This is a genomic window from Legionella drozanskii LLAP-1 (assembly GCF_001467585.1).
Lineage (GTDB): Bacteria > Pseudomonadota > Gammaproteobacteria > Legionellales > Legionellaceae > Tatlockia > Tatlockia drozanskii.
The window spans coordinates 228,870-243,115 of the sequence record NZ_LNXY01000027.1 but is presented as its reverse complement, the minus strand read 5'-3'; the positions used below and the strand labels follow the sequence as shown (position 1 = coordinate 243,115).

Here is a 14,246-nt window from a genome sequence, read left to right as displayed (position 1 = left end):
GCCTGCAAATTCGAAAGTTCCACTAGACTATAATCAAATTCCCCTTTAACCAATTTGTAAAAGGGGTATAGATAAAATGAAAGGATTACTCTGAGCGAAGCAGAATTAAGGTTTTCATTCTTTTATCCACGGAAGCAAGCCTCTTCTTTGATTGAGATATCTAAACCTTGATGGTGCTTCGCTGCATCAAGTCTACGCTTTCTAAACATAATGTTTGACGAATTCTAGCAAAGCTTAAGGTATTACCCGATTTAAGTTCGGCAAAGCTGTCTGAAAAATCATGAGTTAGGGCTTTATCAATGGTCTCTTCCAATATTTTTTGAGCATTTTCAAGGTTATTTGAATTAAAAGGCTCTCTAAAATAGTTATTAGTATCGAAATTAACTGCCTCTTCTCTCTTTTCGAGAGGGAGTAAAAAGGCGTAACCAATTCCCATCGTAACTATAGCTTCCGCACATTGATGCTGATCAAACATGAAAGGTATACCTATCGTTGGTATTTCAGCATCAATAGCCTCATTTACACTATTTGCACCGCAATGTGTAAAAAATACGTCGACATGGTGTAGTAACCTAGCCTGAGGTAGGGATTCCTCGTGATAGATATTTTCTGGCAGCTTCGTATCGCCAATAAAGTCATGAATATCTCTACCTGTCGAAATGATAAGTATTAAATCTTTCCGGTTTTCAAAGATTTTAATAAGAAGCCTATACAATAGTTTAATGAAATCATGCATAGAATTATCTTCAAGTTTTTTTGTTAGATCCCATACTATGCCTGATACAATCGTACCTAGGGAAAAATAAACGATCTTCTTGCCTAGCTTTACGTGCTCGCTGAGATAGGAAAACTGTTCATCTAATGGAGGTGTTTTTTTAGCAGAGGGACGCATAAAGCAACAGCTCTCTCTTTCTTCTTCAAAGTTATTTTTAAAATCAAGAGCATAAATGAAATTTTTCCAGGAAAAAACAATATTTTTATAGGCCGAGAGAATCGATAAGGTACCTGAAATCAATTTCAGTTTGTTAAATAATTCAAGCTGATATTTTTTTTCAAGGATAGCAATATCATCTGCACTCTTATTTAGTTCAGAGTGGTAAGCAGGCGAACTAGTGTCGAACGCTCCAATGTAAGAGGGTTCAGCACAAAACGCAGGGATGGATAACACTTGGCCTGCTATATATCCCTCAGGTGTCATGAAATCATAAATAATACGATCAAAATCAGCACAAACTCTAATCAGCTCATCAGTCAATTCTCTAGCACGACCCCAATTATCCCCCTTAGAATTGGCAGTATTTTTACTTTCTAAAACTACAACTTGTTTACCACTAGCCTCTTCTAGCTCCCTTAAATCGCTCTCTCTTATTGTATGTCCCGACCAACTCGTCAATATAAAGCTAAAATCTAATTCAGGATCATACCTTTTAGCTTCATCAACTAATTGTTTTACAATTCGGGTATGTCCAGCATTAGGTAGGGTAACAATAGCGATCTTGTATCGTTTCGCTGGGTGCTTAGGCGAAAAAAATTTCTCCCTCATAAATCATCACTGTATTTGGTTATTTGTGTAGCTCGCCAGTATAGGCGAGGAATTCGGCTCTATGGCTGTAGAGCCAACTAGATTAGATAGCTTAATTAAGCTTTTTTGCTCATGGCGCTTTTTATCAGTCCGACGATACCGGTTAAGACTATTCCACCCACGGCACTAGAACCTGCATTACCGAGCATGGAACCGATGCTCATGTCAGCCAAACCTAAGGTGGTTAAAATGCCAACCGCTTGAGAAATATAGGCACCTGCAACCCCACCAATTGCTCCGGCAATCGAGTTACCTATTGCTCCGAGGCTTTTTTCTTTCCAGGCAGCACCTAGGATGTTACCTCCAATACCGCCACTGATTAAACTAATAAGTGCACTGACAAGATCCATACTAACTCCCTTTAGTTTTTACTAATTACAAGCTAACATAGGCTGATTATAACGTCAATTGGTGGATTATTGCCCTGATAAGCGAAACACACCAAGAACCAAATAGGAGTAAATACGACGAGAGTCTTGATGCGCTTCGCTTATCAAAGCAGGAATGAATTTTTGCAAAAGGAGCCTGTATGACGCCTAGCATCATACAGGATTACAACAGAGATGAACCTTAAAATTAATTCTCATCTTCCCAACTTAAAGTGCCACCCGCTTGATATTCAATGACTCGAGTTTCAAAGAAATTTTTCTCTTTTTTCAAGTCCATCATTTCGCTCATCCACGGAAATGGATTTTCGGCACCTGGATATTGTTCTGCTAGGCCAATTTGATTAAGGCGACGGTTAGCAATGAAATGGATATATTCCTCAAACATTTCTGCATTCATACCTAGAATACCATGAGGCATAGTGTCTTTAGCATATTGGTATTCTAATTCAACCCCTTCTTTAACCAATTGAATGATTTCCTCTTTGAAAGCAGGAGTCCACAAATGAGGATTTTCAATCTTAATTTGATTAATGACATCAATACCAAAATTCATATGCATGGATTCATCGCGCAAAATGTATTGGAATTGTTCAGAGGTTCCTACCATTTTATTGCGTCTTCCCATGGAAAGAATTTGGGTGAAGCCAACATAGAAGAAAATACCTTCAAAAACGACAAAGAAAGCAATCAAGTCACGTAATAATCGTTGATCATTTTCTGGAGTACCCGTGTGGAAATTAGGGTCACCCAAACTTTGAGTAAAGGGTAGGGCCCAAGAGGCTTTATTAGCCACAGCAGGGATTTCTCTATACATGTTAAAAACAGCCGCTTCATCAAGACCCAAACTTTCAATAACATATTGATAAGCATGAGTATGCAAGGCTTCTTCGAACGCTTGGCGCAGCAAGTATTGGCGGCATTCAGGATTAGTAATATGACGATAAACAGCCAATACTAAATTATTGGCCACTAATGAATCAGCCGTTGAGAAAAAGCCCAAATTACGCAGAATAATGAGACGCTCATCTTCAGTTAAGCCATTGGGATCTTTCCATAGCGCTACGTCGGCACTCATATTGATTTCATTGGGCATCCAATGGTTAGCGCAGGCGGTTAAATATTTATCCCAAGCCCAAGTATATTTAAAAGGTACTAATTGGTTTAAATCAGCACGGCAATTAATAATCTGTTTATCATCGACATGAATGCGGCCTGCGCCCATTTCTAGGGTTTCTAAGCCCGTTGCACCCAAAAATTCGGGTGCTCTTGTATGTTCTCTAGTGGTACTAGACATTTATTTTCTCCTCATTATTGGCATGCTTCGCAATCAGGGTCGAGAATAGAGCATACTTTAGGCTCTTCTTCGATTTTGACTGCGTTGAGCGCGCCATCGGTAACTGTCGATTTCTCCGCATTACTAGCTCCTAAACTGCGTAAGTAATAGGTGGTTTTTAAGCCGCGTAGCCATGCATGTTTATATAATTGATCTAGTTTGTTACCAGATGGTTTTGCCATATAAATATTCAGTGATTGCGCTTGATCGATCCATTTTTGGCGACGCGATGCTGCTTCCACCAACCACATTGGATCAATTTCAAAGGCAGTGGCGTAACGGGATTTCAATTCCTCGGGTATTCGGCTGATCGGCTGTACGCTACCATTGAAATACTTCAAGTCATTGACCATAACTTCATCCCAAAGATTCAGTGCCTTTAAATCAGCAATTAAATAAGGGTTCACAACAGTGAATTCGCCTGACAAATTCGATTTCACATATAAGTTTTGATAAGTTGGCTCAATTGATTGCGATACCCCACAAATATTGGAAATCGTTGCTGTTGGAGCAATCGCCATCACATTCGAGTTACGCATACCTTGCGTGCGTACTTTAACACGCAAACTTTCCCAATCTAAGCGTTGTGAGCGATCTTGTTCAAGATATTTATTGCGAGTTTGCTGTAATAAATTGATAGAATCGATAGGCAGAATACCTTTGCTCCATAACGACCCTTCATAACTTGAATAGCTGCCTCGTTCTTGAGCCAATTCGCAAGATGCTTCGATAGCATAATAACTTACTAACTCCATCGATTCATCGGCAAATTCGATTGCCTGCTTAGAAGTATAGTCCAGCTTTAGCTCATAAAGCGCATCCTGAAACCCCATTATACCAAGACCTACTGGTCGATGTTTCAAGTTAGAGTTACGCGCTTGTGGTACTGAGTAATAGTTAATATCGATGACATTATCCAGCATGCGAACTGCGGTAGTAATAGTACGCTTTAACTTTTCTCGATCGATTTTGCCCTTACAAATATGAGCGGGCAAATTCACGCTACCTAAATTACAAACTGCAATCTCATCCACTGAAGTATTCAGCGTAATTTCAGTACAAAGGTTTGAGCTATGGATAACACCAGCATGTTGCTGTGGTGAGCGTAGATTACAAGCGTCTTTAAAAGTTAGCCAAGGATGGCCAGTTTCAAATAACATGGAAAGCATACGACGCCACAGTTTGACCGCCGATAAGGTTTTAACATTTCTAATGTGCCCTTGACGCGCTTTCTCTTCACAACTGACGTAGAGCGTTTCAAATGCTTTACCGTATTGCTCATGCAATTCTGGTACTTCATCGGGAGAAAACAGAGTCCATACGCCGTCTTCATGAACACGCTTCATAAATAAATCGGGAATCCATAAGGCGGTATTCATGTCATGAGTACGACGTCGATCGTCACCGGTGTTTTTACGAAGCTCGAGGAACTCTTCCACGTCACGATGCCAACATTCGAGGTAAGCACAAACAGCTCCTTTACGTTTACCGCCTTGGTTGACTGCTACTGCAGTGGCGTCGGCAACATTTAGGAAAGGTACAACGCCTTGTGATTTACCATTGGTGCCTTTGATATGAGAACCCATAGCTCTTACAGGGGTCCAATCATTGCCTAAGCCACCTGCAAATTTTGAGAGTAAGGCATTATCTTTAATTGCACCGTAAATCCCATCTAGATCATCAGGCACTGTCGTTAAGTAACAGCTTGATAGTTGTGGTCTAACTGTCCCAGAATTAAAGAGAGTAGGGGTAGAAGACATATAATCAAAAGAAGAAAGGAGTTGATAGAATTCAATTGCTTTGTCTTCCCGGTTTTGTTCACGAATAGCAAGCCCCATGGCTACGCGCATGAAAAACGCTTGTGGTAATTCATAACGTACGCCTTTTTCATGAATAAAATAACGGTCGTAGAGTGTTTGTAGGCTTAGATAAGTAAATTGCATATCGCGTTTTGGAAGCAATGCTTTAGCCAATTTATCTAAATCAAACTCACCTAAACGATGGTCAAGTAGGCCTTGAACGATACCATGTGCAATGTAAGCTTTGAAATAAGCGGGATAAAGCTCTGCCATTTCATCGAAGGTTGCTTCTGATTGCAGTTGCAGTTTGCTTAACGCTTCAGAACGGAGGCTGTCTAAGAGTAAGCGAGCACTGACATAAGTGTAGTTAGGCTCTTTTTCTACCATTGTCCGCGCGGACATAATTAGTGCTTTATGGACATCATCCAATTTTGCATGATTAAAGAGATTACGTAGAGCGTCTTTAATCACTGGCTCAGCTTTTACATTTTGCAAATCACGGCAAGCTTCAGCAACAATCGTATTGACACGCTCCATATCGAGAGGAGCCAGGTCGCCATTCGGCATGGTGATCAATAAAACTTTAGAATCAGCGCTAACTTGTTTTAGATTGGCTTCACGCGCTTTGCGGTGTTCTTCGCGATAAAGAACATAGGCACGAGCAATTTTATATTCGCCATTACGCATCAAGGTAAGTTCGACTTGATCTTGAATGTCTTCAATGTGAACAGTACCGCCACTTGGGAGGCGGCGTTTAAACGTTTGCGTAATTTGTTGAGCAATTTCCTCGACTTGCTGATGAATACGGTTCGAAGCCGCGGCATTGCCACCTTCTTCGGCAATAAATGCTTTGGTAATAGCCACTTTAATTTTGTTGTCATCATACGCGACAACCTTGCCATTACGCTTAATGGTTTTCAGTGAACCTGGGGCATTAGCGGTCAATTCCAGTTGACTTGTTTGCGATACTTCTTTTACCGGCTCTAGAATCTCAGACATGTTTTCTCCACGAAGGTATTTGTTTCACCCAACGACGTTCATTCCATGAAAATCAGTGGTGGGTCTACATTAAAAATAAAGGTAGAGTCATATCTTAAGTATAGATGACAAAAAACACAATATATTGTGATTAAAAAAATTTTAACCCTATATATTGTGTTTTTTCCCTCAGGTCAAGGGAATAATTTTGGTATAAGCTGTGGATAATTTGTGGGAGATTTTATTTATGCCAAAAAACTTACCAGATCGCATGGTCATCAAGCTTTAATAAAAAACCATCGGAGAATAAAAACCTCGGGGTTCTTGATATTCACCCATGGTCATCAACGTTCTTGGACTCAACACGCGTAAACCTTGCTCAAGACACCAGCGAAAAAAATTGGTTTGTCGAGACATCAACAAGAAAGAGAAGGGCTTTTCACAAAATGGGGCTGCACCTAACATTAAGGCGCTCATTGCTTCATCGTTAAGGGCAACAGAGTGATTTAAAGGCTTGAAGGTGATGGCTGAGCTGTAAGCAATGATATTTCCTTTTCGCAAAGCAACAAAAGCGGATGAAAAAGACAAGGCTTTTTGCAAGGCTTGACTGCGATCAAAACCAAGTACCTTCCTACATAAAGAAGCGCATTCCTCAAGATCGTTCATTACAAAAGGCCTCACCTCAACGTCCTTTAAAGGTTCAGATTTGGGCTTACCTTTCATGGTTAAAAGGGGCTCTTGAACCTCAAAGCCTAGAGAAGCATAAAGCGACATGCTTGCCATGTTAAATGCGTCTTGAACTAGGCGTATTCCGCGCGCATCTCGACCCTCTTCAAGAACAGCTTGCATTAATTGTCGGCCCACGCCGCTATTTTGAGTGTTCACATCCACGGAAATAGGGCCCACACCATAGATTCCATCGCATTTATCTAAAAAATTTGAGCCTATTATTCTTCCATTTTTTTCAGCCACTACACTGAAGGTTAAAGGATCTTCAATGTTCATTTTGGCGACAAATTTGGCAACCTCCAACTCTGAAAAATCAGGACTGAAGTTATGATTTGTCGCTATAGTAGTAAATGCCTTGTGGATAATTTCACCACAGGCATCAATGTCTTCAGGAGTAGCAGCACGAATAATTAAGGTCATTTATATCCTTTTGATTTTAGGGTCGTTCTTTGATAATTACAGCATCGCTGACATTGGAAAATCCATGAACCTCCAACCGAAAGGAATTGATATCAGCATGTAATTGACTTGAACTACCCCCGTCAAGATTGAGTGCGTTTTCACAATTAAGTGGAGGAGCCTTCATAAGCTGAGCTAATTCTGTCGTTGATAGAGGTAGATTATCTGTGACGACAACAATCACTCGACCATCATGCGTTATGCCTAAAGCAGAGCGTTCTGCTCTACCAGGTTTAAGCGGAGGAATACGGTTATTAATCAATAGCCTCGGGCCACTTTGAATCGCGAAATCAACCTGATTCTTGTAATGATATTGACTGATACTAGATAAATAAGGCCTCTGATTTTTAACGTAAAATACACCCCACCAGCTAATATTTTTTGCCGGATTTTGCTGCTGTTTATTATAAACTCTTAGACCAAGTGGCTTATAATTGTTATCAAAAAAGCCACCATTAATCGCTAATAAGGCTTTACTGAATTGGGCATATTCATCAACAGAAGCATGTTCACGAGACAAATCTTTAGCAGAGACTAGGGAGAGCTCATTCTCTTTTAAACTGATGCGAAAAGCATGAAGATGCGACCAAGGTGTAAGATAATTTCCATCAATATCCTGATATTCAATTCCAGGCGCAAGCGTACGCCAGTCATCAGCAGCGTGAGTACAGCTTGTTAAAAAGAATAACAATAGGATGGCAGTTAAAATTTTAAGCACAGAAGTTTGGGTCAGCCATTTTAGAAGAACAATGGTTTGCCTGGGCATATTAATCTTGTATCCTTATAACAAACTTGATAGCGGCAGAACCACCATGCAAACATTACCGGAAAATAACAATAGAGTAGTAGTTAAGTCAACCCGCAATTTAATTGAATTAATGCAGGATGTTTTGGCAAGAGCACGTGATAAAGGTGCAACCGATGTAGCAGTTTCTGTTAATCACGATAGTGGCTACTCAGTTGATGTGCGAATGGGCGAAGTTGAAACAGTGGCTTTTAGTGAAGATAAAGGTGTCAGTCTTGTAGTTTATATAGGACATCGCAAAGGAGGAGCTAGCAGCACCGATACTTCGCCTGCAGCCTTGGACTCCTTAGTGACCGCTGCATGTGATATTGCCCGTGTGAGTGCCGAAGATCGTTGTTTTGGCCTTCCAGACCGTGAGTTAATGACGAATCATTATCCCGACCTAGATCTTTTTCATCCCTGGGATATTAGCCCTCAACAAGCGATAGAAAAGGCGTTAGCCTGTGAAGCGCATGCTTTATCCTTGGACAAGCGGATTAGCAATTCAGACGGTGTTAATTTCTCAACTTATGAGTTTTGTAATGCTTTTGCGAATACCTATGGAGGCGAAGGGATTGTACAAAGTACTCGCCATAGTGTCAGTTGCTCGATGGTTGCAAAAAAAGGAAAAACAATGCAACGCGATTATGATTACACCACGGCAAGAGATCACAGGCACTTGCATTCTTTAGATCTTATGGCAAAAACAGCCGTTGAGCGTGCTACCAGTCGTTTAGGGGCAAAAAAAATAAATACCCAAAAAGTGCCGGTTTTGTTTTCATCGCGCATTTCCAGTGGGCTTATTTCAAGTTTCCTCAATGCAATTAATGGCTCAAACCTATACCGGAAAAATTCATTTTTACTGGATTCTATTGGGCAGCAAGTTTTTCCTTCCGGATTTAAAATCTACGAACAACCCTTTCTGTTGGGGGCTTTGGGAAGTTCGCCCTATGATGGAGAAGGGGTGCCAACACGAAATAATGTTTTTGTGGAAGACGGTAAAGTGAGCCAGTATGTCTTGGGCAGTTACTCGGCACGTCGTATGGGATTAAAAACATCGGCCAATAGTGGCGGAGTTCATAATTTAACTGTAGATGCGACTGCTGGTGATTTGCATGAGTTATTGCAACAAATGGATAAAGGTTTATTGGTAACTGAATTAATGGGTCAGGGTGTAAATGTCTTAACCGGTGATTATTCACGAGGCGCAGCGGGATTTTGGGTGGAAAATGGGAAGATTCAATTTCCAGTTGAAGAGATCACTATTGCCGGTAATTTAAAGGATATGTTTAAGGCGATCGTTGCGGTTGGTAGTGATATCAATCCCAATATTTCAACGCGTTGCGGTTCAATATTGATTGAAGAAATGATGATAGCCGGTCGTTAACTGGGTTGGGCTAAGGCTCAATATGCTTCTCTATAATTCTAGGCTTGTTCGCGGGATTCATACTAAGAGCTCTGAATCCTGCGAACAAGTCGCAGGATTAGCGATGGAGTTAAATTAGTTTATAATTCTTAAGATAGTGACATCTGGCGAAGGTCCAACTTACTTGCGCAACTCTTGTGAGGAACTCTGTGACAAGCCAATTTAGTTTTTATCGCGAAAAATGATGCGACCTTTAGTCAAATCATAGGGAGTTAACTCTACTTTTACTTTGTCGCCTGTAAGAATGCGAATGTAGTTTTTGCGCATACGGCCAGAAATATGTGCAGTTACGATATGACCGTTTTCTAACTCCACACGAAACATAGTATTAGGTAGGGTATCGATAACCGTACCAAGCATCTCAATGTGATCTTCTTTTGCCATGGGCTTCCCAAAAAAATTGATCCGAATAAAGCGCAAATAGTGCACCAAAATCAGGAAAATGGCAATGGTCGCAAGTTTATCTTTCGATATTAGGGCGATCTTTCATGCTATTCATGAGGCGATTATTTGGTTAATTCCCAAAATCCTAGTCGTGTAGGATGTTTTAAAGTGTTCTCTAACCGCTTAAGAAATTCACGCCGGGCAATCACTTCTGCGCCTAAACTTTGTAAATGCGTGGTTGGTAATTGACAATCAATAAAGTCAAATTTCCAAGAAGCTAGCGTTTGGCAAAGATAAAACATTGCCATTTTGGATGCATCGCGCTGATAGTGGAACATCGATTCACCAAAAAAAGCCTGTCCCAAACTCAGTCCATACAAGCCTCCGACTAATTTATTTTCTGACCAAATTTCGAAAGAATGCGCATAACCCATCTCATGGAGCTTTGTGTAAGCTTCGCACATTTCATCGGTTATCCAAGTATGGTTTATTCGGCCTTCAGCTTGTGCACAAGATCTGATGACTGTAGCAAATGCTTGATCAATAGTTAATGAATGTGGTCTTTTAAGCGCTTGTTTTAGACTGCGAGATAAGTTAAAACACTCCGGTCTTAAAATAAGCCTGGGATGAGGCGACCACCAAAGAATAGGGCCGCCTGACTCGAACCAAGGAAATATACCTCGCTGATAAGCAGCAAGAATACGCTCGGGTGACAAATCGCCACCGATTGCCAATAAACCTTGAGAATCACTCTGCTCAGGATGGGGGAAATGATAATCCTCAGAACTCAGAAATATTGGAAGAGGAATAATGATCTCCTTGCTTCAAGGCGTTTAAACGATGCTGCGTTGTCGTTTATTTGAGTTTAGTTTGTTGGGCCAAGGCACAACAAACTAATATTTAACCTATTGAATCTAAATACTTTTCAGCATCCAAGGCGGCCATGCAACCAAAGCCAGCAGAGGTAATTGCTTGTCGATATACATGATCGGCGACATCGCCACAGGCGAATACACCAGGAATAGTTGTCGCAGTTGCCATACCATTCAAGCCAGAGTTAATCATTAGGTAGCCGTCTTTCATGTCGAGCTGGTCTTTAAACAGACTTGTATTCGGATCGTGGCCAATGGCAATGAAAACCCCGTCAAATGGAAGTTCTTGAAAACTATCATCAAGCACATTACGAACACGCACGCCAGTGACTTTCATGCTATCACCTTGCACTTCTTCCAACGTATGATGCCAGAGCAGATTAATATTCCCTGTTTCTGCTTTTTCAAATAATTTATCTTGTAAAATTTTTTCAGAACGCAAGCTATCACGGCGATGGATAAGGGTAACAGAGGAAGCAATATTGGATAAATATAAGGCTTCTTCAACAGCTGTATTGCCGCCACCAACCACACAGACGTTTTTATTGCGATAGAAAAATCCATCGCAGGTTGCACATGCCGATACACCGCGGCCTTGATAAGTTTTTTCTGATGCTAAGCCCAGATAACGTGCCGAAGCACCCGTAGCAATAATTAAGGCATCACAAGTGTAGCTTTCACTGTCGCCTTGTAATTTGAAAGGGCGTTGTTGTAAATCGGCATTCACAATATGGTCGAAGATGATTTTTGTTTCAAAACGTTCCGCATGTTGCTGCATGCGTTCCATTAATGCTGGACCGAGTAAACCTTCTACATCGCCGGGCCAATTATCAACTTCGGTTGTGGTGGTTAATTGACCACCTGGTTGCATACCAGTAATCAGTACTGGATTTAAATTAGCACGGGCGGCATAAACTGCAGCGGTATATCCAGCAGGGCCTGAGCCAAGAATTATTAAGCGATGGTGATGGCTTTTGCTCATTATCTCTGCCTTCCTTATTAGTTATGTTAAGATGGCAGATATTATGACAAAATAACACACATTTAAATACCTATGGGAAAACAACAAGTGGGTAATCAGGCAAGAAAACCTAAAACAACCCTACCTCAATTTTTGATCAGACGGATTAGTGAAGGGAGCTTTATTCTTATCACTGCTTGTGCTTTGTTTGTCTTACTCTCACTAAGCACATATGAATTAAGCGATCCTAGTTGGTCGCATGTCAGTAAAGGAAGCGCAGAAGTTGCCAATGCAGGAGGACAAGTGGGTGCTTACATCGCCGACACTTTTTATTTTGTATTTGGTTATCTAGCCTTTCTTTTGCCATTATGTGTGGCTTATGTGGCTTGGTTGATTTTAAAAGATCATCGCGCGTTTAAAATAGTAAACAAACCTGCAATCTGCTTACGCGGTAGCGGTTTGATTTTTCTAATGATTGGTGGTTGTGGTCTATTAAGTTTGGAATCACAAATCCAGCCTATAGACGCTTATCATAGTGCCGGTGGTGTGCTGGGTGGTTTTGTGTCGGATGGGTTTGAATATGCGTTGAATCTGCAAGGATCAACCCTCCTTTTGTTCGCCATTCTTTTAGTAGGGATTACTCTACTGACTGGTCTTTCTTGGATTCATGCCGTTGAATCGCTAGGTTCTTATGCGCTAGCCAGCGTTGCTTGGATTGGGCGAGGCTTCATATCGAGTTCTCGATTGGTTAAAGAGAATTTAACAGGCTTTAAGAAAACTGAAAAATCGAAAGCTGCAACCTTAGCTGATCCTAAACTGCCTTCTATTACGATTAAAAAAGAAGCCAGTCTGAGTCCAGCGAAGGAAAAAGAAAAGTCCTTACCTTTATTAATCCCGACGTTAAGCCCCACGTTAAATACAGAAACCATAGCGACTGCTGCAGTATTAACACCCAAGGTTATGCCGTCGATAGAACCTGTTATACCTGCCATAAAGTCGACGCCTCCGGTAAAAGAATCTCGCCCGACGAGATCAGTGTCGCAATCTCTTTCTGGGACTGGCTTGCCTTCATTAAGTTTGCTAGATAAAGGGCAACCAGGGAAAGCGATGGGAGGCTACACACACCAAGAATTAGAGTCATTTTCTCGGGAAGTTGAGCAGCATTTATTGGATTTTGGTATTCAAGCCGAGGTCGTGGCTGTGCATCCTGGTCCGGTGATCACGCGATTTGAGTTGCAATTAGCAGCGGGAATTAAAGTCTCTAAACTGTCGGCATTGGCAAAAGATTTAGCCCGCTCTTTATCAGTGACCAGTGTACGAGTTGTCGAAGTGATTCCAGGTAAAACAGTGGTGGGTATAGAGTTACCTAATCAACATCGAGAAATGGTGTGTCTATCCGAAGTGCTTTCAGCGGATGTCTATCAACAAGCTCATTCAGCTCTCACCCTGGCTTTAGGCGTAGATATAGCTGGCCATCCTATGGTGGTTGATTTAGCAAAAATGCCGCATTTATTGGTCGCAGGGACCACTGGTTCAGGAAAATCTGTCGGTATTAACGCGATGATTTTAAGTCTCCTATTTAAGTCAACACCTGATGAGGTCCGACTGATTATGGTGGATCCCAAAATGTTGGAACTGTCAGTTTATGATGGAATTCCGCATCTGTTGACACCCGTAGTGACTGACATGAAAGAAGCCGCTTCGGCTTTACGTTGGTGTGTCGGTGAAATGGAACGACGTTATCGATTAATGGCGGCGATGGGTGTAAGAAATTTAGCAGGATTTAATGCAAAAATTATTGAAGCAAGCGCAAAAGGTGAACCCGTACTTGACCCACTTTGGAAGCCCATTGATTCTGTAAACGAGGGTGCGCCTCAATTACAAACTTTGCCCTACATCGTTGTTATTATCGATGAGCTAGCTGACATGATGATGGTGGTGGGTAAAAAAGTAGAACAATTGATTGCCCGTATCGCACAAAAAGCACGAGCTGCCGGTATTCATTTGATCTTGGCAACGCAGCGACCCTCTGTTGACGTATTAACTGGATTAATTAAATCGAATATCCCTACAAGAATGTCGTTTCAGGTTTCTTCAAAAATCGATTCACGTACTATTTTGGATCAACAGGGTGCAGAGCAATTATTGGGGCATGGCGACATGCTTTATCTCGCACCGGGTAGTGGTGCCCCCTTGCGTGTACATGGTGCCTTTGTAGATGACAAAGAAGTTCATCGTATTGCTGATGATTGGCGTTTACGTGGGGCACCTGAGTATATTGATGAAATTACCCAAATCAATGATAGTTCTGAGGGCGGTAGTTTTGCGGAAGAGGGCCAAGAGGTTGAGGAAGCCGACCCGCTCTATGATCAGGCTGTGGAATTTGTAGTTCAAACTCGAAAAGCGAGTATTTCATCTGTACAACGCCGTTTTAAAATAGGGTATAACCGGGCCGCCCGTTTAGTGGAAGAAATGGAGCGGACTGGCATTGTCGGACCTTTGGATGGCGGGTTTAGGGATGTGTTGGTGTCGACCATAACTGAGGATTAA

Annotated in this window: 11 protein-coding genes; 2 read left to right on the top strand and 9 right to left on the bottom strand. The window is 41.5% G+C overall.

What is annotated here, in order from left to right; genetic code table 11:
• Nucleotides 1-160: 160 nt before the first annotated feature.
• The 6 genes from Ldro_RS10350 to Ldro_RS10325 form a co-directional block, all read right to left on the bottom strand.
• The gene (locus Ldro_RS10350) at nucleotides 161-1,543 is read right to left on the bottom strand and encodes a glycosyltransferase (protein ID WP_058496346.1); all 1,383 of its coding nucleotides are present in this window, start codon (nucleotides 1,541-1,543) and stop codon (nucleotides 161-163) included.
• 95 nt (nucleotides 1,544-1,638) lie between these two features.
• On the bottom strand, nucleotides 1,639-1,932 hold the full coding sequence (locus tag Ldro_RS10345) for a hypothetical protein (RefSeq protein WP_058496345.1): 294 nt from the start codon (nucleotides 1,930-1,932) through the stop codon (nucleotides 1,639-1,641).
• 226 nt (nucleotides 1,933-2,158) lie between these two features.
• Nucleotides 2,159-3,265, bottom strand: a complete 1,107-nt coding sequence (locus tag Ldro_RS10340) for a ribonucleotide-diphosphate reductase subunit beta (RefSeq protein WP_058496344.1) — start codon at nucleotides 3,263-3,265, stop codon at nucleotides 2,159-2,161.
• Between the two features lie 14 nt (nucleotides 3,266-3,279).
• Nucleotides 3,280-6,102, bottom strand: coding sequence for a ribonucleoside-diphosphate reductase subunit alpha (locus Ldro_RS10335; RefSeq protein ID WP_058496343.1), 2,823 nt, complete (start codon nucleotides 6,100-6,102; stop codon nucleotides 3,280-3,282).
• Nucleotides 6,103-6,366: 264 nt separating this feature from the next.
• A complete protein-coding gene (locus tag Ldro_RS10330; protein WP_058496342.1) occupies nucleotides 6,367-7,230 on the bottom strand; it encodes a GNAT family N-acetyltransferase in 864 nt (287 codons plus the stop codon).
• 16 nt (nucleotides 7,231-7,246) lie between these two features.
• Complete coding sequence (locus Ldro_RS10325) at nucleotides 7,247-8,035, bottom strand: phosphodiester glycosidase family protein (RefSeq protein ID WP_058496341.1); 789 nt, start codon at nucleotides 8,033-8,035, stop codon at nucleotides 7,247-7,249.
• Between the two features lie 46 nt (nucleotides 8,036-8,081).
• Between Ldro_RS10325 and pmbA the strand changes: the two genes are divergently transcribed.
• Nucleotides 8,082-9,440, top strand: coding sequence for a metalloprotease PmbA (gene pmbA, locus Ldro_RS10320; RefSeq protein WP_058496340.1), 1,359 nt, complete (start codon nucleotides 8,082-8,084; stop codon nucleotides 9,438-9,440).
• 201 nt (nucleotides 9,441-9,641) lie between these two features.
• On the opposite strand, the gene infA is transcribed toward pmbA, so the two are convergent.
• From infA to trxB, 3 genes are all read right to left on the bottom strand, one after another.
• A complete protein-coding gene (infA, locus tag Ldro_RS10315) occupies nucleotides 9,642-9,863 on the bottom strand; it encodes a translation initiation factor IF-1 (RefSeq protein WP_044011715.1) in 222 nt (73 codons plus the stop codon).
• A gap of 122 nt (nucleotides 9,864-9,985) precedes the next feature.
• Nucleotides 9,986-10,654: a leucyl/phenylalanyl-tRNA--protein transferase gene (aat, locus tag Ldro_RS10310; protein WP_058496339.1), complete on the bottom strand. Its 669-nt coding sequence runs from the start codon at nucleotides 10,652-10,654 to the stop codon at nucleotides 9,986-9,988.
• A 109-nt stretch (nucleotides 10,655-10,763) separates the two neighbouring features.
• Nucleotides 10,764-11,717, bottom strand: a complete 954-nt coding sequence (trxB, locus tag Ldro_RS10305) for a thioredoxin-disulfide reductase (protein ID WP_058496338.1) — start codon at nucleotides 11,715-11,717, stop codon at nucleotides 10,764-10,766.
• A 72-nt stretch (nucleotides 11,718-11,789) separates the two neighbouring features.
• On the opposite strand from trxB, the gene Ldro_RS10300 reads away from it, so the two are divergent.
• A complete protein-coding gene (locus Ldro_RS10300) occupies nucleotides 11,790-14,246 on the top strand; it encodes a DNA translocase FtsK (protein ID WP_058496337.1) in 2,457 nt (818 codons plus the stop codon).